The 20,711-nt window shown below is 51.9% G+C and carries 20 protein-coding genes and 1 pseudogene; 19 read left to right on the top strand and 2 right to left on the bottom strand.

Translation table 11 applies throughout. From position 1 onward, the window contains the following. Window positions 1–38 precede the first annotated feature (38 nt). From L3D05_RS15265 to L3D05_RS15240, 6 genes are all read left to right on the top strand, one after another. Window positions 39–344, top strand: coding sequence for a YhjD family protein (locus L3D05_RS15265; RefSeq protein WP_239617116.1), 306 nt, complete (start codon window positions 39–41; stop codon window positions 342–344). A 325-nt stretch (window positions 345–669) separates the two neighbouring features. Next, window positions 670–855 carry a hypothetical protein gene (locus tag L3D05_RS15260; RefSeq protein WP_239617114.1) on the top strand — a complete coding sequence of 62 codons (186 nt, stop codon included), beginning with the start codon at window positions 670–672 and terminating at the stop codon, window positions 853–855. A 60-nt stretch (window positions 856–915) separates the two neighbouring features. Further along, window positions 916–1,545: a 16S rRNA (guanine(966)-N(2))-methyltransferase RsmD gene (rsmD, locus tag L3D05_RS15255; protein WP_439647951.1), complete on the top strand. Its 630-nt coding sequence runs from the start codon at window positions 916–918 to the stop codon at window positions 1,543–1,545. Continuing rightward, window positions 1,542–2,072: a pantetheine-phosphate adenylyltransferase gene (gene coaD, locus L3D05_RS15250; RefSeq protein ID WP_239617111.1), complete on the top strand. Its 531-nt coding sequence runs from the start codon at window positions 1,542–1,544 to the stop codon at window positions 2,070–2,072. Before rsmD ends, coaD begins: the two co-directional genes overlap by 4 nt. 148 nt (window positions 2,073–2,220) lie before the next feature. Further along, window positions 2,221–2,739 (top strand): RNA polymerase sigma factor, encoded by a 519-nt coding sequence (locus tag L3D05_RS15245; RefSeq protein WP_239617297.1) that lies wholly within the window; start codon window positions 2,221–2,223, stop codon window positions 2,737–2,739. Further along, window positions 2,736–4,163: a DUF4179 domain-containing protein gene (locus L3D05_RS15240; RefSeq protein ID WP_239617109.1), complete on the top strand. Its 1,428-nt coding sequence runs from the start codon at window positions 2,736–2,738 to the stop codon at window positions 4,161–4,163. The genes L3D05_RS15245 and L3D05_RS15240 overlap by 4 nt, the downstream gene beginning before the upstream one ends. Before the next feature lie 64 nt (window positions 4,164–4,227). On the opposite strand, the gene L3D05_RS15235 is transcribed toward L3D05_RS15240, so the two are convergent. Next, window positions 4,228–5,457 carry a hypothetical protein gene (locus L3D05_RS15235; protein WP_239617107.1) on the bottom strand — a complete coding sequence of 410 codons (1,230 nt, stop codon included), beginning with the start codon at window positions 5,455–5,457 and terminating at the stop codon, window positions 4,228–4,230. Window positions 5,458–5,557: 100 nt separating this feature from the next. Continuing rightward, on the bottom strand, window positions 5,558–6,793 hold the full coding sequence (locus L3D05_RS15230) for a nucleotidyltransferase (RefSeq protein ID WP_239617106.1): 1,236 nt from the start codon (window positions 6,791–6,793) through the stop codon (window positions 5,558–5,560). 166 nt (window positions 6,794–6,959) lie between these two features. Here L3D05_RS15230 and L3D05_RS15225 point away from each other — a divergent pair, with 166 nt between their 5' ends. The 13 genes and pseudogenes from L3D05_RS15225 to L3D05_RS15165 all read left to right on the top strand — a co-directional run. Then, on the top strand, window positions 6,960–7,478 hold the full coding sequence (locus L3D05_RS15225) for a YceD family protein (protein ID WP_239617104.1): 519 nt from the start codon (window positions 6,960–6,962) through the stop codon (window positions 7,476–7,478). A 52-nt stretch (window positions 7,479–7,530) separates the two neighbouring features. Then, on the top strand, window positions 7,531–7,704 hold the full coding sequence (gene rpmF, locus L3D05_RS15220; protein ID WP_115990919.1) for a 50S ribosomal protein L32: 174 nt from the start codon (window positions 7,531–7,533) through the stop codon (window positions 7,702–7,704). A 197-nt stretch (window positions 7,705–7,901) separates the two neighbouring features. Further along, a complete protein-coding gene (gene fapR, locus L3D05_RS15215; RefSeq protein ID WP_239617103.1) occupies window positions 7,902–8,477 on the top strand; it encodes a transcription factor FapR in 576 nt (191 codons plus the stop codon). Between the two features lie 67 nt (window positions 8,478–8,544). Then, window positions 8,545–9,534 (top strand): phosphate acyltransferase PlsX, encoded by a 990-nt coding sequence (gene plsX, locus L3D05_RS15210; protein WP_239617101.1) that lies wholly within the window; start codon window positions 8,545–8,547, stop codon window positions 9,532–9,534. A gap of 9 nt (window positions 9,535–9,543) precedes the next feature. After that, window positions 9,544–10,530 (top strand): beta-ketoacyl-ACP synthase III, encoded by a 987-nt coding sequence (locus L3D05_RS15205; protein WP_239617099.1) that lies wholly within the window; start codon window positions 9,544–9,546, stop codon window positions 10,528–10,530. Between the two features lie 50 nt (window positions 10,531–10,580). Next, window positions 10,581–11,507, top strand: coding sequence for an ACP S-malonyltransferase (gene fabD / locus L3D05_RS15200; protein ID WP_239617097.1), 927 nt, complete (start codon window positions 10,581–10,583; stop codon window positions 11,505–11,507). A gap of 46 nt (window positions 11,508–11,553) precedes the next feature. Then, entirely contained in the window at window positions 11,554–12,300 is a 747-nt protein-coding gene (gene fabG, locus L3D05_RS15195) for a 3-oxoacyl-[acyl-carrier-protein] reductase (protein WP_239617296.1), read from the top strand. A gap of 82 nt (window positions 12,301–12,382) precedes the next feature. Beyond that, window positions 12,383–12,616, top strand: a complete 234-nt coding sequence (gene acpP, locus L3D05_RS15190; RefSeq protein ID WP_115990925.1) for an acyl carrier protein — start codon at window positions 12,383–12,385, stop codon at window positions 12,614–12,616. A gap of 102 nt (window positions 12,617–12,718) precedes the next feature. Then, window positions 12,719–13,957, top strand: coding sequence for a beta-ketoacyl-ACP synthase II (gene fabF, locus L3D05_RS15185; protein WP_239617095.1), 1,239 nt, complete (start codon window positions 12,719–12,721; stop codon window positions 13,955–13,957). Window positions 13,958–14,054: 97 nt separating this feature from the next. Beyond that, on the top strand, window positions 14,055–14,756 hold the full coding sequence (gene rnc / locus L3D05_RS15180; protein WP_439647954.1) for a ribonuclease III: 702 nt from the start codon (window positions 14,055–14,057) through the stop codon (window positions 14,754–14,756). A 30-nt stretch (window positions 14,757–14,786) separates the two neighbouring features. Beyond that, the gene (gene smc / locus L3D05_RS15175; protein WP_239617092.1) at window positions 14,787–18,356 is read left to right on the top strand and encodes a chromosome segregation protein SMC; all 3,570 of its coding nucleotides are present in this window, start codon (window positions 14,787–14,789) and stop codon (window positions 18,354–18,356) included. 641 nt (window positions 18,357–18,997) lie between these two features. After that, a complete protein-coding gene (gene ftsY / locus L3D05_RS15170; protein ID WP_239617091.1) occupies window positions 18,998–20,002 on the top strand; it encodes a signal recognition particle-docking protein FtsY in 1,005 nt (334 codons plus the stop codon). 172 nt (window positions 20,003–20,174) lie between these two features. Next, window positions 20,175–20,328, top strand: a pseudogene (locus L3D05_RS15165) (alanine--glyoxylate aminotransferase family protein); the annotation flags it as partial. Window positions 20,329–20,711 lie beyond the last annotated feature (383 nt).

The raw sequence follows: 20,711 nt of genomic DNA, 5'->3' as shown, positions 1-20,711 counted from the left end.
GCGCACTCATAACATCTCTGGCGTTCGGGTGTCGTATCATGAGTGCAGCACCAACAGCTGAACGCGCAACTGTCGAAGAACTTACAATGATCCGGGACTATGTCATGATGCCCCATATGTTGACGATGTGCGATCGTATTCTTGAAGACGTTAGGCGTTCCGGCAATCTATTCGCAAAGCATTTCGAGCAGTTTATCCAGCTCGTAATGGACGGGATCACCCGGGATCTTAACATGATCCGGCGTGAGTTCCGAACGCGGCAGATCAAGGTTTGGGACCGCCAGTTGAGAAACCAAGGAAGAAAGCCAGGGATAAGTGACCGACGAGGAATGAAGCTATACTAGAGGAGATTGGGGAAAGATTTGTCGAAGCGATGAATGAGGAGTCTGGGGTAGCACTGACCGTGTGGAGATAGGGGATGGGATGATCCGGTTCAGGGAATCATCGGGGATTTCTTCTTTACAATAATAAGAGCCTTATATCGGTTGAAACTGATTAGATAATAAGAGGTAAGAAGAATTTAGCTACCAATCGGCTATCAACTGTATAAATTCACTATGCTCAGTTACTTAATTCAAGCGTTAAATAAATCAATAAACCCAATTAAAACAAGGGTTTTAAGCTGTTTATAAACAAAAAGTCGACCCCCGTCTCGCGACGAGGGCCTTCATGGGAGAGGAGAAACCGGACGAAGAGCTTATGGGGAAACGTAAGTCTTCTCCGCGGTTGTCCCCGACACCTCTCGGCGCCGGTACTATCATTGTGACCTTACGCAAGGAAAATATACGTTGGCGAGGAAAAAAATTAACGGATAGCGATACGCCCATTCGGGGTCAATATTCCAAGCTTTTGTAACACGGGAGATTGTGGTAACATTACACCAGTTATGATCATCCTTGCTCATCTATAACAGCTATGCACAATGGGGTTGAGAATTTGCGAGTCATCTCTGGACAAGCCAAGGGGCATCCGCTTAAAGCGGTTCCGGGCAGCAATACCCGTCCGACAACGGACAAAGTAAAGGAATCCTTATTCAGCATCATTGGCCCTTATTTCGATGAGGAGCGGGTGCTTGACCTATTTGCCGGTACCGGCGGATTGGGGATCGAGGCGCTTAGCCGAGGTGCGTCTAGCGCGATCTTCATCGATGCCAGCCCGCAAAGCGTTGAAGTTATTCGGCGTAATCTTGCGTCTACAAGATTAGCGGAACGAGCGGAAGTTTATCGTAATGATGCCCGCAGGGCGCTAAAACTTCTAGAACGCGCTGGGAAAACCTTTGATCTGATTTTTCTAGATCCTCCATACGTGGTTAAGGATTGCGATGCACTACTAGGGGAAATGGCCTCCAAAGGATTAGTGGCGGACGGCGCGATAGCGGTCGTTGAACACCATCCGGATGTGGTTTACGGCGATTGTTTCGCCGGATATGAACGAACCAAATTCGCGACATATGGGGAGATAGCCTTGTCCATATACCGCTATCAACTATCAGACGAGGCGGAATCTGTTTCTTCCTCCGTCGAAGAGGAGGCGACTGAACGATGAGCCCTCATCAATCCCGTACCGAGAGTGTAACCCGAATAGCGGTATATCCCGGTAGCTTCGATCCCGTTACGTTCGGACATTTGGACATCATTCGCCGGGCGGCCAAGCAATTCGACCGCGTTATCGTGGCGGTGCTCAATAATACGACGAAGACACCTTTGTTCAGCGTTCAGGAAAGAAAAGAATTATTAGCGGAAGTGACGCGGGATCTCCCGAACGTCGAGATAGACAGCTTCCGCGATTTGCTCGTTCGCTATATGCGTTCCCGTCAAGCGCAAGTCATCGTGCGCGGCATTCGTTCCGTGACGGATTTCGAGTATGAGCTGCAAATGGCTTCCACGAACAGGCAATTGGATGAAGGCATCGAAACCGTGTTTATGATGACGAATCCCAAGTATTCTTACTTAAGCTCCAGCATCGTGAAAGAAATCGCCAAGTTTAACGGTCCCGTGCAGGATCTTGTCCCTCCAGCGGTCGAAAAAGCGTTGCAGGGCAAATGCGTAGCTCCGGACGGGGACCACAATTAACTCAAGCATGGAAAGAGAAAGCCGACGATTATCGTTCGGCTTTTTTTTGTCGTTGTCATGAACCGAAACGATGAATCCTTGGTCTAATACTTGAACGATTTGGAATTCGGGGTAATGATGTCCACAAGGGAGTGACAAGGCTTTGGAAATGATCGGAGATGTCGAGCTTGCGCGAAGAGGAGATAAGGAAGCGTTCATCCGGTTGATGCGAATGTTGGAATTATCGTTATACCAAACGGCAAAGGCGTTTCTTCATTCGGATGAAGATTGCGCGGACGCCATGCAGGAAACAGCTCTTCGAGCGTACCGTTCGGTTCGGAGTCTGAAAAATCCGGAATATCTCAAAACATGGATCGTGCGCATCTTGATCAACGAGTGTAAAAGAGTGCTGGAAAAGAAACGAAACATAGTCCCCCTGCAACCGGAATACGAACCGGCGATGATGGATCCGGGGTATGCCCGGTTCGAGTTGAGGGAACTAGTGGATCGGCTGGAGGCCCCTCAACGCAGTGTCGTGCTCCTATACTATTACGGCGGTTTGACGGTTAAAGAAATCGCGGAAGAACTCAATGTTCCGGAAGGGACGATTAAGTCGAGGCTTTATAAGGCGCGCGAAATATTGGGAACTCAGTACGATAGGCTCTCGAAGGGAGCGGAAAACTTATGAATGAACAACTATGGGGCCGGAAAATACAAAGTGAGTTGGATTCGAGCTCTATCGCCCTTCCGGCGCTTGTGCGCGACAGGATGGATGGCGTGTATAGCCAGTTACCGGATTTTGCGACTAAACGCGCTAACCGTAAACGGATACTTTGGGCGAGCGCTTGCGTCATCTTGCTGCTCGCGGGCATATTCGCAATGGGATTCGTTTCTCCGGCAATGGCGAAAGTTTTGCGTCAAATTCCGGTCATTGGATCGGCCTTTCAGACGGTCGGAGATGCGGGCATTCAACATGCTGTTGAGAGAGGTCTTGCATCGACGGTCGACCAGACAGTGGAGGATGAGGGGGTTGCCGTTACTTTAGATCAAGTGATCTATGACGGTACTCGTCTCTCGATTGGCATCTTGCATTCCTCGGACATCACGATATTGATACCGGGTTCTTCGGAAATGATCCGGGCCGACGGGCGAGAGATTAATGCGTCAATGGGCGGATCCACCAAAGCACTTGCGGATGGTATGACGGCAACGATCTATAAATTCACGCCTACCGAGCCTCTGCCTGAACGATTTAAGCTTGATTTCCATTTCAATGAGGTGTCGATGAACAAAGACGGCCGTTCGGAGAAAATCGCGGGCAACTGGTGGTTTACTACGCCGGTCGTCAAAATCACGGAAGGAGTAACCGTCACTCCATTTGATCCACCGCTTATTCGTGAACATGATGGAATACGGATTGCGGTTACGGAAGTGACAACAACGCCGTTAACGACCCAAGTCGCGTTCGAGCTTGTAGAGCCGGCAATGTTCGATAGTATGCTTCCGGGCAGGGAGGTTGTCCCCAAAGGTGAAATCGTAGTTGATCATAGACTGGATTACGAGCTGTTGGATTCGAACGGACTGAGTCTTGAGCCACTCAGCATGAGCTGGAGCCAGAAGGCAGGCGAGCCGGCAAAAGTCGTCGCTTTATTCGCACCCGTTACTATGGACGTACAGTCTTTTACTCTTCGAACCATCGATCGCGTAGATAAGATGAGAAGTCGGGGGGATGGTTCTTTCGATGGAGCGAGTACCCCGCAGATCAGCTATGCCGAGCTGCCCCTAGATACCCCGATTTCGGTGAAGCAAGGCGAAGCGGGAGAAATCGTGTTTAAGAGCATACTATTCGAGAAAGATCAAACTTGGATAGAATACGAGGTACGCGGCACGGAACCCTATATTCAAGACGGCGCATGGTGGCTTGAGAACGACGAGGGCGAGCAATACCGTTTCGATCGTTACGACCGAACCCGCGTGAGCCAAGACTCTTATGATTACAAGGTGAAATTACCGGCGATTCCTTCTAATGAAAGCCTGAAAGTTGCCGTTTATCAGATAAAGTCAGATGAGCGGAAAAAGCAGTTGGATATCCAACTGCCGTTAAACCGGTAGGAGAATAATCAAGGATTCGATAAAGAGCTCTCGCCTTCGTAGCGGGGGCTTTTAGCTTTATCCACTAGTCTTTCTTACCGGGTGGCTTCGGACGGATGAGCGCGGCTATCAAGGCTAGCAGAATGAATACCCCGAAGCTTGCGAGCGCGACCGTCAGATTAACGGTTAGGAACCCCCAGCCGCTCGGCACCGTTCCTTCCGACACCCATACTTCCATCGCGGGCGATCGTATAGGCCAAATTCCCGTAATCCAATCTTTCACGGGCTCGGACAAGGAGACTAAAGCTATCGGATAGGCGATCACCAATGCCAATGCGCTATGTAGAAGACGGCTAGCTACGATTCTGACCCAAGGAAACGGAGTCTCTATCCCGAATGCTGCCCGAGCCTGCAGCAGGCCGCTCCAGCCGCTCCAGGCTAATGCCGCGGCAAGGAGGGCGGCCCCTTGCGCGGGAGCGGACGAGAATAATGCGGAACGGCTACTTTCATAGGCGCCGAGGTGCATTTCATAGAGACCGGGGATGGCTAGCCATACATCGTTCCCGGGCAAAAACAGCTGAATCAACCGCACGACGACGGCGCTCATCATCATGAGGCCGCCTATCGCCATCAAGGTAGCGACGGCATTCGTTACGGAATCCGCTAGCTGCTTGCCGAGCGGGCGTGCATCTTCGATCCGCGCGTCGACGGCAGTCCTTAATGCCCGCTGAAATAAGGCTCGGGGATGGCTTAGCGGGATGCCCGGGGTAATGGGCTTCCGAGGCTTCGCGATTCTTGCCCATAAGTACCCGGATACGATAGCGGATAACCATAAACTGAAGGCGATCGCCCAACCTAATTCGGGGGATTGAAGGAAACCGCAACCGATGACGAGCACGATGACGAAAGGGTTCGGCAAATGGGAGACGAGCAGCACGGTGTCGACGTCTCCCTCTTGGATCATGCCGCTCTCCCGAAGACGGGCGGTTTCCTTGGCTCCGGCAGGAATACCCGCAGCCCAGCCGAAGGCGATCGCCCAACCGGACGCCCCGGGCAAGCGAAATAAGCCGCGGGTCAGCGGCTCAGCCAACGTCGCTATTCCGTGCAAGAGACCGGATGCGGCTAATAGCTCCGCGAGCATTAACGGAGGAAGCAAACCGGGAAACACGTTCTGCCACCATACTTGTAAGCCCGACAGCGAAGCGCGAAACGCTTCGCCGGGCGAATGAACGATTCCGGCCACGATTAACAATGAGGCCGTTCCTAATAATAAGGATAGGAAGGCCGATCTTCTTCTTCTCTTGATTCGACTCACAACGCAACGCCTCCCGAACACGCAAATACATTACAATGTACGTGCCGTGTGGGAGGGATAGACCAACTCGTCCGAGTTTCTGGCCTAGATTACGTGCCGTTCAGAGGCGAATGGGCGGTTTGGTGAAATCGCGCATGGCTGCGGATGGATCGGCATCCCGGAAGGCTAAAGAATAGATGCCTGTAGCCCGAGCGTCCAATGCCAAATACGGGGAGATCCCTTTGGAAGCGGAAGTGACGACGGGAACTTTGGCTTTGGTTCGCATGGCATGCAGCAAACGCTGCCCGCGTTCATTAAATCCGAGCACGCGAATATATTCTATACCCGAGGCTAATCGTTGAGAGGTAAGTTGCTCCTTATGATGGCCGAGAAGGACGCGAAGTAACGTACGCTGCAGCTTCGTATGCGTATATCTTTTCGTTTTTAACGCTTGAAGTAGCGCCGCGACGGAATATTCGGGCAAGCCTGCAAGCACGCCGCGAATCCGATGCTCTAGTCCTTCTGTTACTTCGGCGTATGCGGAGAGCTGACGTTCATCCTGGCGGAACAATTCGTGGAACAGAGGTCTGGCGAAGTGTTCCCAATGGATAGGGGCCTGTCCGGCGTCTATCTCGCGTTTAAGAACCTCCATCGTTGTAAAAGGTACATAATCGGCTAACAGGTCCAACGCTCCGGATTCGCCTAGCAGCAGCTTACGCAAAGCAGTCGCGCTAGCAATCCGAACGTCGGTAATATCGGATTGTCCGTATTCTGATTTTTCCCGCTTGAGCGTATAGGGGGCTATGTTACTATTAAGTTTCCGCAGCGCCATTAAATAATGGAGTCCTAGCGTGTGATTAGGCTGCGTTAACGAGTAAGCATGCTCGGCTAAGCCGTTCTGTTCCAAATAAGTTGATGCGGCAAGGGTAAAAGCGGAAGGATAAGGCATTCCTTCTTTAAGGTACCCGTTCAGCAGGGAGACGAATTCCGCAGGTTCGTCCGTTAGCAGGGAAGCCATTAGCCGCAGTGAATCTAATTCACCGCTTTCGCTGCCGAAGCAGATGGAATCGACGACCCCAGTCGCGTCCAGGATGCCCACTGAGCCGTACGCAAACCATTGGGCAGGCTGAGAGCTATATGCGACCGGAAGCTCGAGGACAAGGTCGCAGCCCGCTCTCAGAGCCATTTCCGTCCGTGCCCACTTGTCAGCCATAGCCGGTTCCCCCCGTTGAAGAAAATGGCCGCTCATGACCGCGACTACATTTTCGGAACCCGTTATTTTCTTGGATTGCTGTAAATGATAGAGATGTCCGTTGTGTAATGGGTTATACTCTACAATGACACCGACCGTTGACATGCCAGTCTCCTTATGACGGCCAAGCCGTTTGAGTGGATTGATTTGTTTGCCACAATATAACATGTTCGGGGCGAGCAAGAGAAGATTACCTGAAAACTCTCTGTAATTGTTGACAAAGGATGCTGAATCTCGATATAATAATTTTTGTTTGTTTGGAGTGATATCATTGTTGCTAAAAGTACAAGAGCTTGTCGCTCGGCAGCAGCCGATGGAGCTACAGGGAACTCTCGACCTGAAGGAATTGTTTCGGAATAACGCCGAATACAGTCCGCTCGAACCGATGAAATACAACTTGGTGGCGAAAGCCGCCGACGATCGGATTCTAGTGTCGGGACAACTCTCCTGTGATGTTCGCATGCAGTGTTCGCGCTGCCTGGACAAATTCGATGAGACCGTGCTCGTACCGTTCGAAGAACAATTTCGAATCGTCGAGAACGGGGAAGCCGAACTGAGTGAAGATGATGAAGCCGTACCGGTAACGGAAGAGCGGATCGATCTTTCTCCTTATTTGGCGGAAGAGCTCGTAGTCCAACTACCGTACGCACCGCTTTGCAGTGAAGATTGCAAAGGGCTGTGCCCGGAATGCGGGATGAACCTGAACGAACAATCGTGCGGTTGCAATACGGAGAAGATTGATCCCCGTATGGCTGCGCTTCAGGATTGGTTTAAATCTCAGAAAGAATAGGTTGCGGTTTCGTGCCGCGGCGTCGTTCGGACCTGATAAGGAGGTGGCAGCAATGGCAGTCCCTTTTGCGAAGACATCGAAAGCCCGCAAACACAAACGCCGGACGCACTTTAAGTTGGTAGTTCCTGGTATGGTGAAATGCGAGCAATGTGGAGAATTGAAAATTTCGCACCGCGTATGTAAAGTTTGCGGTACGTACAAATCACGCGAAATCATCAAGCAATAAAGCTTAGACGCGTCTGGATTCACGACGGGGAAGCGCATTCGACCGCACAGCGGGTGAAGATGGCGTTACTTGCGTTCGTTGCATACCGGCGCGTTTTTCTTTACACCATTATTGGCACCTGGTATTAAAGGTTATTCATATAAATTAGCAATGAATAGGGATCGGAATCTCTACATGTACAGAAAGCGGTGGTGAGTATGGAGCGGCTTCCTAAACGTCAGCGTCATCAACAGCTTAGCAAGCTATTGGACGAAAATCCGTTTCTCACCGACCGGGAACTGACACGCCAATTGAAAGTCAGCATTCAGACGATCCGCTTGGATCGATTGGAGCTTGCGATACCGGAACTAAGGGAAAGATTGAAGCTAATGGCGGAGCGCTCGTACGATTCGGTACGGTCTCTACCTCTGCATGAGGTCATCGGCGATATTCTTGACTTGCAGTTGGACAAAAGCGGGATTTCTTTGTTCGAGATTAGCGCGGAGCATGTTTTCTCCCGTTCGGGAATTGCCCGCGGACATCATGTGTTCGCTCAGGCAAACTCGCTTGCGGTAGCGGTAATCAATGATGAGATCGCATTGACAGCGTCTGCGGATATCCGTTTTATTCGTCCTGCTAGGCTAGGGGAGAAATGTATTGCCAAAGCTTATGTAAGGGCAAGCGGTGAGCAAAAAGGGAAAGCTAAGGTTGAAGTTTTTACATATGTGGGCGAGGAAATGGTATTTCAAGGAAACTTTATTATTTATAGATCCGCCGGGGAATCGAAAACCTAATTGCAAGTTCTTAGAGGTTCGGATTTCGGCGTAACTTTCTGAACGACTTCATAAAGGAGTGTAGCTCATGCGGATTGCTATTGATGCAATGGGCGGAGACCATGCGCCCCATGCACAAGTCGAAAGCGCTTTGTCTGCAGCTGCCGAATGGCCGGATACGCATCTGATCTTGGTTGGTAATCCGGAAGTGCTTCAGCCTTTGCTGGGTAATAGCGCCCCTTCGAATATTTCTATCGAACCCGCTCTGGACGTCATCGAGAACGATGATGAACCGGTCAAGGCCGTTCGTCGCAAGACGAATTCCTCCATGGTTGTAGCTGGGCGGTTAGTGAAGGAAGGCCAAGCCGATGCGATGATTTCCGCGGGAAACACTGGCGCGTTAATGGCGTTGGGCTTGTTGGTCTTAGGGCGGCTTAAGGGCATTGAACGTCCAGGCTTGGCAGCCATCTTCCCTACGCTGGATAACGTCGGTGTGCTCGCGCTCGATATGGGCGCCAATATGGATGCGAAGCCTGAACACCTGTTACAATATGCGATCATGGGTAGTATCTATCGCAGTAAGGTGCATGGAATCGCTAAACCGCGGGTTGGGTTGCTCAACGTCGGAACAGAAGCCGCCAAAGGCAACGAATTAACGAAGGTAGCCTTCGGGCTGCTCGAGGAAGCCCCAATCAACTTCGTCGGCAACATCGAAGCCCGCGACGTGCTGGATGGGAAATGCGATATTATCGTTTGCGATGGATTTTCGGGGAATATCATGTTGAAATCTTTGGAGGGCGCGGCTTCGACGATCTTCAAGCTTTTACGCGAAGAACTGACCTCGTCATTGATTTCGAAGATAGCGGCAGCGCTTCTTAAGCCGAGTTTCCGCCGAGTTAGGGATCGAATGGATTACAATGAATATAACGGAGCGCCATTGCTCGGCGTGAACGGATTGGTCGTCAAAGGACATGGATCTTCGGATGCGAAGGCGATGAAGACGGCCATTCGGCAAACACGGACGGCTATCGGCAACGGACTAATCGCGGCGCTAGCCGATGAAATCAGCGGAAAGTGAGAGAGGCGTATGAATGGAGTTTCCGTCGGTATTCTCGGAACGGGTAAATACGTTCCGGAGCGTCGACTAACAAATCAGGATTTAGAACAGATGGTGGAAACGAACGATGAATGGATCGTAACGCGCACAGGGATAAGGGAGCGCAGAATCGCGGCTCCTGAACAAGCGACCTCGGATCTAGCTTACGAGGCTTCCGTACAAGCTCTGAAGGCTGCCGGGATTACGGCGGACGAGCTTGACCTGATTGTCGTAGCGACCATTACGCCGGATATGTTCTTCCCTTCCACGGCATGTTTGCTGCAAGAGAAGCTCGGAGCGAAGAAGGCGGCCGCATTCGATTTGTCTGCCGCTTGCTCTGGATTTATATACGGTTTGGCGAATGCGACCGGATTGATTGCGACTGGCTTGTATCGTCACGTTCTCGTGGTAGGCGCTGAATGCTTGTCTAGAATTACGGACTACTCGGATCGCAATACGGCTATTCTTTTCGGAGATGGCGCTGGCGCGGTCGTGCTCGGCCAAGTTCCCGAAGGTCGGGGATTCAAATCCTTTAAGCTGGGCGCGGATGGAGCAGGCGGAGAATTGTTGCGCATTTGCGGCGGCGGCTCTCGTCTTCCTTCCACGGAGCAATCGGTAACGGAGCGCCGTCACTTCATCGAGATGAACGGACGCGACGTGTTCAAGTTCGCGGTCAGAGTCATGGGAAGCGCAGCGGAGGAAGCCCTGAGCAGCGCCGGCTACGAGAAATCGGACATTGATCTGCTGATTCCTCATCAAGCGAACATCCGCATTATTCAGTCCGCGTTGGAGAGATTGGATCTGTCCGAGGACAAAGCCATGATCAATCTAGATCGATACGGCAACGTATCCGCGGCTTCGATCCCGTTAGCCTTAGCTGAAGCGGTTGAAAATGGCCGAGTGAAAGAAGGAGATTGCCTCGTGCTCGTTGGCTTCGGCGGCGGTTTAACATGGGGAGCTTCCGTCCTTGTCTGGTAAGCCGCGGCAAAGGGTAAGGACTGACACAAATGAAGTAAGGAGGAGTCATTTTGGGTAAAATCGCATTCGTATTTCCCGGCCAAGGCGCGCAAGCGGTCGGAATGGGTTATGATGCTTACGAGAGCCATGCGGCTTCTCGTGCCATATTCGATCAAGCGGACGAAGCGCTTGGATTTCCGATTTCGAAGCTAGCGTTCGAAGGACCGGATGAAGAGCTTCGCCAGACGGCGAACACGCAACCCGCGTTATTGGCGACAAGCATCGCATTGCTCGAAACTTACAAAGAACAAAACATAAAGCCGGATTTCGTTGCCGGACATTCTCTAGGCGAATACAGCGCTCTAGTGGCTGCCGGAGTACTTGCTTTCAGCGACGCGATCCGTTTAGTTAGGGCGCGCGGCCAATTCATGGAACAAGCCGTACCGAGCGGTCAAGGTGCTATGGCGGCCGTTCTGGGTGCAGAACGTGAAGCTCTGCAAGCTCTGTGCGCGGACATTACGGCTAACGGTACTCTCGTGGAGCTGGCGAACGTGAATTGCCCGGGGCAAATCGTCGTTTCCGGTTCTTCGGAAGGAGTCGCGGCCGTAGTGGAGCGCGGAAAAGAAGCAGGAGCCAAGAGGGTTATTCCGCTTGACGTTAGCGGTCCCTTCCATTCCTCGCTGATGCAGCCTGCGGCGGATAAATTGTCCGCCGAATTAATGAAGGTTGAGTTTCATGCCGCTCAAGTGCCTGTCGTCGCGAACGTTCATGCCAAGTCTGTTACATCGGGCGAGGAGCTTCGTGAACTGCTCGTAAAGCAAGTCGTCTCTCCCGTGCAATGGGAGGACACGATTAAATTTCTAATCAGCGAAGGCGTCGATACGTTCGTTGAAATCGGCTCCGGAACAGTGTTGGCTGGATTGATCAAGAAAATCGACAAAACCGTGCAAGTCATCTCGGTTAACAGCGCGGCGTCGGCAATGGCAGTTGCACAATGAAGCTGAAACAGCGACAATGTTCGAGAGGGTGATCGAAAAGATGGCGATGTGGGATTTGAACGGCAAGACCGCATTGGTGACGGGTGCTTCCCGCGGAATCGGTCGAGCGATCGCGATCGCGCTTGCGGCAGCGGGCGCGGACGTTGCGATTAACTATTCGGGCAGCGAAGCCGCGGCGGCGGAAACCGTCAAAGAGGTGGAAGCGCTCGGACGCAAGGCGATCATGATCAAAGCGAATGTCGGAAAAGCGGCGGAATTCGATGAGATGGTGGCGAAGACGCTCGAAACTTTCGGCAAATTGGACATCCTTGTGAATAATGCGGGCATCACCAGGGATAACCTGATTATGCGTATGAAGGAATCGGAATTCGATGAAGTCATCGAAACGAATCTGAAGGGCGTGTTCAACGGACTCAAAGCCGTGACGCGTTCCATGATGAAGCAGCGTGCTGGACGGATAATCAATATTTCGTCCGTAGTCGGCGTGCTGGGTAACGCAGGCCAGGCCAATTATGTTGCGTCTAAAGCGGGCGTAATCGGCTTGACGAAGTCCGCGGCCAAGGAATTGGCTTCCCGGGGCATTACCGTTAATGCGGTAGCGCCAGGCTTCATCGAATCGGATATGACCGACAAGATCCCTGCGGATATTAGGGAGAAGATGCAAGGTGAAATTCCAATGGGTAGAATGGGCCGTCCCGAGGACATCGCGTCGGCCGTTGTTTACCTAGCTTCAGATGCGGCATCCTACATGACCGGTCAAACGATTCATGTAGACGGCGGAATGTACATGTAGTGAATTACGAGGTTCCCCGTGCAACGCATCTATGGCTTTTTGTCCATGATTCACGTATAATACGTTAAGGGAGGTGAACCGGATGTCCGATGTACAAGAACGTGTAAAACGCATCGTTATCGAACGCCTAGGTGTTGAAGAGGCAGAGGTAACAGCCGAAGCATCCTTCAAAGACGACTTAGGCGCTGACTCTCTCGATGTGGTAGAACTCGTTATGGAGCTCGAAGACGAATTCGACTTGGAGATTTCAGACGAGGATGCAGAGAAGATCACAACGGTGGGAGAAGTCGTTAAATACATACAATCTCATGCGTAATGATCGACCGGGTCCCGTTATCGCGACGGGACTTCTGCACATTTAAGCACCGCTTCACATTCGGGAGCGTGTACTGAATTACCCTGAAGAGGTGAATGGGTTTTGACACAGCGAGTTGTTGTTACAGGCATGGGGGTAGTAACGTCCCTAGGTTCCGATCTGCCTACGTTCTGGAACAATCTATTGAACGGCAAATCCGGCATTAGCCTTATAGAAGCATTCGATACAACGGAATATACAACTAAGATTGCAGCAGAGATCAAGAATTTCGATCCTAGCTTATATATCGATAAGAAAGAATCGCGTAAGATGGACCGCTTCGTTCAATTCGGCGTCGTGGCTAGCAAATTGGCTCTTGAAGATGCGAAGCTCGTCATTGGCGAGAACGCGGACGCCGAGCGTGTGGGCGTCGTTGTGGGCTCGGGTATCGGCGGTTTGGGCACTTGGGAAGATCAGCATACGTTATTGATGGAGAAGGGCCCGCGTCGCGTAAGCCCATTCTTCATTCCGATGATGATCGCCAACATGGCCAGCGGCCAAGTCTCGATGAGCACGGGAGCCAAAGGTCCGAACTCCGCAGCCGTATCGGCTTGCGCGACGGGGACGCACTCCATCGGCGACAGCTACAAGATGATTCAACGCGGCGATGCCGATGTCATGATCTGCGGCGGCGCGGAAGCGACGATTCGTCCGATCGGGATGGCGGGATTCTGCGCGATGAGAGCGATGAGCACACGCAATGATGAACCTGAGAAAGCAAGCCGTCCATTCGACGTGGATCGCGACGGTTTCGTCATGGGCGAAGGCGCCGGCGTTCTCATTCTGGAATCGCTTGAGCATGCTCAGCAGCGGGGCGCTCATATTTACGCCGAAATTATCGGCTACGGAATGAGCGGCGATGCCCACCATATGACGGATCCAGATCCGGACGGTGCGGCTCGCTGTATGAAGAAAGCGTTGAAAGACGCGGGAATCGAACCGGAAACCGTTAATTATATTAACGCCCACGGAACTTCGACGGGTATCGGAGACAAATCCGAATCTACCGCGATCAAGAAAGCTTTCGGAGATCATGCTTATAAGCTGGCGGTTAGCTCGACCAAGTCGATGACCGGTCATCTTCTCGGCGCTGCAGGCGGTGTAGAAGCGGTTATTCTCGGATTGACGTTGCAGAACGGGATTATCCCCCCGACGGCTAACTTGGATAACCAAGATCCGGAGCTAGATCTGGACTACGTACCGAATAAGCCGCGTGAAGCGGATGTGCAAGTGGCATTGTCGAACTCTTTCGGTTTCGGCGGTCATAACGCTACCATCATCATGCGTAAATTCGAAGCTTAAAGTTAAATATACGAAACCTAATAAGCGCGTGAACGTCGACGCAGGCGGCATATGCTGCCTGCGTCGTTTGTTTATGGGCGCAGTTGAGGTGAGAGACGTGAAGGACGGTTTTCAACAGCTGCAAGAACGCATCAATCTGACCTTTCGCAACCCAGCTTTGTTAAAGCAAGCATTCACTCATACTTCTTACGTAAATGAGCAGCGGGGAGCAAGGATCGCGGACAACGAACGATTGGAATTTCTAGGGGATGCCGTGCTGCAACTAACGGTATCGGAGTATTTGTACCGCCTATATCCGGATTCTCCGGAAGGCGAGATGACCCGTTTGCGGGCGAGCATCGTCTGCGAACCATCGCTTGTCCGTTTTGCCGAGACGCTCGAATTCGGGCAGGTCGTGCTGCTCGGCAAAGGGGAGGAGCAAACAGGAGGGCGTACCCGCCCTTCCTTGCTCGCGGACGCGTTCGAAGCTTTCTTGGGAGCGCTCTATTTGGATCAAGGACTGGAAGCCGTGCGAGCTTTTCTGGAACGCCATCTGTTCTCTCAATTGCCAAGCGACGGACAAGCTCCGCTTAAAGATTTCAAGACAGAGCTGCAAGAAAAGGTTCAACAACTGTCTATGGGCGCACTGGATTATAGGATCGTAGAAGAACGAGGCCCTGCGCACGATCGCGAGTTCGTGTCCGTCGTGGCCATCGGCAAGCAAAGGTTAGGCAAGGGGATCGGGCGTTCCAAGAAGGAAGCAGAGCAGCAAGCTGCCTCTCAAGCGCTAGCGACGTTTGCGAAGCAATATCCTGGGTAACCGAACGACTCGAGAGGAGAAATTATCCTTATGTTTTTGAAAAGAATCGAGCTGACTGGGTTTAAGTCATTCGCAGACCGGACCGAGCTGGAGTTCGTTCGAGGTATAACAGCCGTAGTCGGACCGAACGGCAGCGGTAAAAGCAATATTTCCGACGGAATTCGCTGGGTGCTCGGCGAGCAGAGCGCGAAGTCTCTTCGCGGCGGTAATATGCAGGACATTATTTTCGCCGGAAGCGATTCGCGTAAAGCCGTGAACTTCGGCGAAGTGTCATTGACGCTCGATAATATGGACAAGGCGTTGCCTCTGGATTTCAGCGAGGTGACCGTTACGCGCCGGGTTCACCGGAACGGAGAAAGCGAATACTTAATTAACAAACAGCCTTGTCGGCTCAAGGATATTACGGAATTGTTCATGGATACCGGTATCGGTCGAGAGGCTTATTCGATAATTGGACAAGGCCGTATCGAGGAAATCTTGAGTACGCGCTCCGAGGATCGCCGGGGCATTTTCGAAGAAGCGTCCGGAATCGTAAAATACAAGAGCCGCAAGAAAGAAGCCCAGAAGAAGCTGGAAGATACAGAGAACAATTTGCTGAGGATTCACGACTTGGTTAGCGAACTCAAGGGGCAGATCGAGCCGCTAAAGGATCAGTCGGAAAAAGCCGAGGCGTATAAAGCGTTAAAAGAAGATTTGAAAAATAAAGAAATCGCCCTTTACGTGCATCAAATCGAAGGGGTACATACAAATTGGACGCAGACGAACGAACGTCTCGCTACTTTGCGCGAAGAGCAGCTCGGTTTATCTACGTTCGTCAGCAAGCACGACGCCATCTTGGAGGAAGAGCGCCAAGCTCTTGTCCAACTTGAAGAGTTGCTCGAGAAACTGCAGGACGAATTGCTTCACTGCAGCGAAGAAACCGAGAAATCGGAAGGTTACGTAGAGCTGCTTAACGAGCGCAGAGGCCATCTGGAACGGACCCGCGAAGGTCTTCAGCAATCGATGGCATCCGCGGAGGAACGGTTCGAGCAAGCGACTGCGGAGGAAGCCGAGCTTAAGACGAAGCGGGTTCAATTAGAAGCTGAGCTTGCGGAATTGTCATCCAAGCTTGCGGACGAAGAGGACAGGCTTGCCCTTGCGGACGGGAGCACGGAAGTCGAAGAGCGGCTGAAAGCGGAATTGTTCGATACGTTAAACGCGATGGCTCAGGCGCGGAACGATATTCGTTACGGCGAAGGCCAGCGCGAGGTTCTTGAGCGTCGGATGGCTCGGATCGCGGAGGAAGAGACGAAGTGGCGCGAGCAGATGGACGCGTTGCAGGAGAAGCGCGGAATGCTAGAAGAGCGAGTGACCGCGGTGACGCAAGCGCTGACTGAAGTGCGCGACCGTTATGTCGCGGAAGGAGCTCGCTCCGGTGAGCTTCAGCGGAAGCTGGAAGAGGCGCAGGCATCCGTTCGTCGTTCGGAGCAGAAGAAGGAAGCGCTCGTCTCCCGTAGAGATACGATCAAAGAGCTGCAGAACGATTACGACGGGTTCCAGCACGGCGTTCGGGAAGTGCTGAAAGCTTCCAAACGCGGCTCGTTGCATGGAGTGCACGGTGCTGTTGCCGAATTGGTAACCGTTCCGGGGCATCTGGAAGTCGCAATCGAAACCGCGCTCGGTGCGGCGCTGCAGCATATCGTCATGGAAGACGAGAAAAGCTCGCGTACCGCAATCGCTTATTTGAAACAACGCCAGTCTGGACGCGCTACGTTCCTTCCGCTCGACGTTATTCGTGCGAGGAACATGTCGGATAGCGATCGCCGTACGTTGGAGCAAGCGGAAGGATTCATCGGCATTGCGTCCGAGCTAGTCGGCTCCGAGCCGAAATATGCGGCGATCGTAAGCAGTATGCTCGGCAACGTGCTGATCGCCGAAACGTTGGAGCTTGCGAACCGAATCGCCTCAAGGCTTCAGTACCGTTTTCGCGTCGTAACGCGGGATGGCGACATCGTCAATGCCGGCGGTTCGATGACCGGCGGTAGCTTACAGAAAAAATCTTCTAGCCTGCTTGGTCGCCAGCGTCAGTTAGAAGAGCTGGAGCGCGAGATTAAGGAAGCGGAAGCCGCCAGGGAGCATGCAAAAGCGGAAGCCGACGACTTGAAAAAAGAGCTAGCGCAAGTCGCGCAAAATATCGAACAGCTTCGCAATCAGGGAGAACAAGAGCGCCTGAAAGAACAGCAAGTGTCCGGGGAACAAGCCCAATTGCTGCAGGACGAGAAGCTGCTGGAAGATCAGAAGGCGGAACTGCTAGGAGAGAAAGCTGCTTTCGACGCGGAAGCCGGCGGTCTGAATTCCAACAAGGAAGAAGCGGAAGCCAGGCTTGCTGCTCTTACGGAAGAGGAGAAGCGTATCCAGAGCCGGATTCAGGAGGCCGAGGAGCTTCGTCGCAAGAGCGCAACCGCGAAAGAGGAACTGCAAGCGGAGCTTACCGAGTTGAAAGTTTCTATTGCCCGGCTGGAGCAGTCTCGCAGCGCTTTGGACGAGCAATCTAATCGCCATCGCGCGGAATTGTCTCGTTTAACGGTGGAGAGGAAGCAGTTTAAGGAATCTTTGGAGCATAACGATGCGGAAACTGCGCGTACGCTAGAAGAGTCCGTGGAGCATAGAGAACGATTGAACGAACTGCGGATTCAGAAGAAGCAGTTCACGGAAAATATCGAGTTCAAACGCGCGGACCGTGCGGAGAAACAGCGGGAGCTGGAGCGCAAGGAAGGCGAAACGAAGGATCAACGCGCCAAGCTGAGAACCGTCGAGGAAGGCATGCGCCAAGCGGAAATAGCCGTCAACCGGATGGATGTAGAGCTCGACAACCTTCTGCGTAAGCTGACGGAAGAATACGAAATCGGATTCGAGCTAGCCAAAGAGCGGTACCCGGTTCCGGAAGATATCGTGAGCACGCAGAACGAAGTTCGCGATATGAAGCGGAAGATTTCGTCGTTAGGCGACGTTAACTTGGGAGCGATCGAGGAGTATAAACGCGTATTCGAGCGTTTCCACTTCCTCTCGGAGCAAGAAAACGATCTGATCGAAGCGAAGACGAAGCTTCATGGCATTATTCGCGAGATGGACGAGGAGATGTCCAAGCGTTTCCGCACGACGTTCGAGGAAATCCGCAAGCATTTTGTCGTGGTGTTCTCCCGGATGTTCGGCGGGGGGCGCGCGGATCTCATCTTGGTCGATCCGGACCATCCGCTCGATACGGGGATCGATATCGTCGCGCAGCCACCAGGCAAGAAGTTGACTAACCTTCAACTTTTGTCCGGGGGAGAGAGAGCCCTTACGGCCATTGCATTGCTGTTTGCGATTCTTAACGTCAAGCCCGTTCCTTTCTGCGTGCTCGATGAGGTCGAAGCGGCGTTGGATGAAGCAAACGTTGCCCGTTATGCTCAGTACATGCGCGAATTCTCGGATTCGACTCAGTTCATCGTCGTTACTCACCGTAAAGGTACGATGGAGGAAGCGGACGTATTGTACGGGGTTACGATGGAAGAGGGCGGCGTATCGAAGCTCGTCTCGGTTCGCCTAGAGGAGACGGAAGAGCTAACGGTGACGGCTTAAGTGCGCTAGGTGTCTGAGTTAGGGAAATAGGACCGTGTGGCGGTACTAATTGAGGTAATGCTAGCTGGTTTAGCGAAATAGGACCGTGTGGCGGTACTAATTGAGGTAATGTTAGCTGAATTAGCGGAATAGGACCGTGTGGCGGTACTAATTGAGGTAATGTTGGCTGGTTTAGCGAAATAGGACCGTGTGGCGGTACTAATTGAGGTAATGTTAGCTGAATTAGCGGAATAGGACCGTGTGGCGGTACTAATTGAGGTAATGTTGGCTGGTTTAGCGAAATAGGACCGTGTGGCGGTACTAATTGAGGTAATGTTAGCTGAATTAGCGGAATAGGACCGTGTGGCGGTACTAATTGAGGTAATGTTGGCTGGTTTAGCGAAATAGGACCGTGTGGCGGTACTAATTGAGGTAATGTTAGCTGAATTAGCGGAATAGGACCGTGTGGCGGTACTAATTGAGGTAATGTTGGCTGGTTTAGCGAAATAGGACCGTGTGGCGGTACTAATTGAGGTAATGTTAGCTGAATTAGCGGAATAGGACCGTGTGGCGGTACTAATTGAGGTAATGTTGGCTGAATTAGCGAAATAGGACCGTGTGGCAATAGTAGCTGTATTAGCAATAGGCTGGAGGAAATAGAGATGAGTTTTTTCAAGAGGCTTAAGGAAAGCATCGCTTCCAAGACCGAGGCGGTAACGAGTAAATTCCGGGATGGATTGTCGAAAACTCGCGATGCTTTCGTCGGGAAAGTGGCGGAGTTGTTCTCGCGCCGCAAGAAGATAGACGAAGAGTTTTTCGAAGAGCTGGAAGAAATCCTGATCGGAGCCGACGTCGGCATCAATACGGTTATGGGATTGATCGACGATCTTCGCGCGGAAGTGAAAAAACGCAAAATCGAACAACCGTCCGAGCTGCAGCCGATTATGTCCGAGAAGCTTGTTGCCATGCTTCAGAGCACGGGCGAAGAGGTGGGCATCAAGGAAAACCCGAACGGGATTACGGTTATCTTGTTCGTCGGAGTAAACGGTGTCGGCAAAACGACGACGATCGGCAAGCTCGCATGGCGCTATAAGCAGCAAGGCAAGAAGGTGTTGCTGGCAGCCGGAGATACTTTCCGTGCGGGAGCGATCGAGCAATTGGAAGTGTGGGGCGGACGTGTCGGCGTCGATGTCATTAAGCAAGAATCTGGCTCCGATCCGGCAGCAGTTATGTTCGATGCAGTCCAGGCGGCGAAAAAGCAAAACGTCGACGTGCTGATCTGCGACACGGCGGGTCGTCTCCAGAACAAATCCAATTTGATGGAAGAGCTTGCGAAGATCCATCGGGTCATCCAACGTGAAATTCCCGGAGCGCCCCATGAAACTTTGCTTGTACTTGATGCGACGACAGGCCAGAACGCGCTTCAGCAAGCGAAGCTGTTCGGGGAGAAAAGCGGCGTCACCGGTTTGGTTCTTACCAAGCTTGATGGAACGGCTAAAGGCGGTATCGTCATCGCTATCCGCAATGAGCTGTCGCTTCCCGTGAAGTTTGTCGGACTTGGCGAGAAAATGGACGATCTGCAACAATTCGACGCGGACCAATTCGTTCATGCCTTGTTCGCCGATTTGGCAGGCAATGAAGAAACGGACGAAGAACAATCCAACTAACCGAATATCGGTCTATGATCATCACCTCAAATGGCTTTAAGCCAGTGAGGTGATTTTTTTTCGTCCAATGTTGTAATAAGTGGTTCCGCAGGCATAGAGAACTCGATGCTCACTCCTGCTTCATTAGTCCACCGTATCAAGAAATCGCCGAAAGGTGCGGCGCGGATACCGTCGTATATGGAGAATCGGAACGATGGGCTACAGTTGCAGTCGTAAAAAACGTTCTTCATTTGTTATGGGCCCTAGAAGCCGTGCTCGTACGCCATGGTGTTAGTGTCCACACAGGCGCGGGCATTCAAGCGGCGTTCAATGCATACGAGATTTGATTCTAACCGGGAATGAGCTGATCGAAAGACGATCGACCCCAAATGGCAATCTTAATGTATTTCTTACACTTAATTAAGCTGAGAAAGCAGCAGCTTCGCGACTAAGTGTATAATAGGCAGTTAGTTTTTGTGATTTGTATAAACAATTGCTTGCTCATCTTAATTAAATGCCTAAAATACACTAAGATTCAAAAATGCCAATCTAATCTCGAAACTAATTGTACAAATTACATGTAGATGTTGAAGGAGTAGTTGCAGTTGCAGTATTTGCAATATCTGCAGCATTTGCAGGAGTTGCGGTAGTCGGAGCGACTGGGAATGTAGCGTTGTACAAGAAGTCAAAGTTGTAGATGAAGTCGTTGTTGTGCAAAAAAAACTGGTAA

Origin of the sequence: Cohnella mopanensis (genome assembly GCF_022352055.1) — a bacterium.
GTDB lineage: Bacteria > Bacillota > Bacilli > Paenibacillales > Paenibacillaceae > Cohnella > Cohnella mopanensis.
The sequence above is the reverse complement of the archived record's forward strand: the minus strand, read 5'-3'. Positions and strand labels throughout refer to the sequence as shown.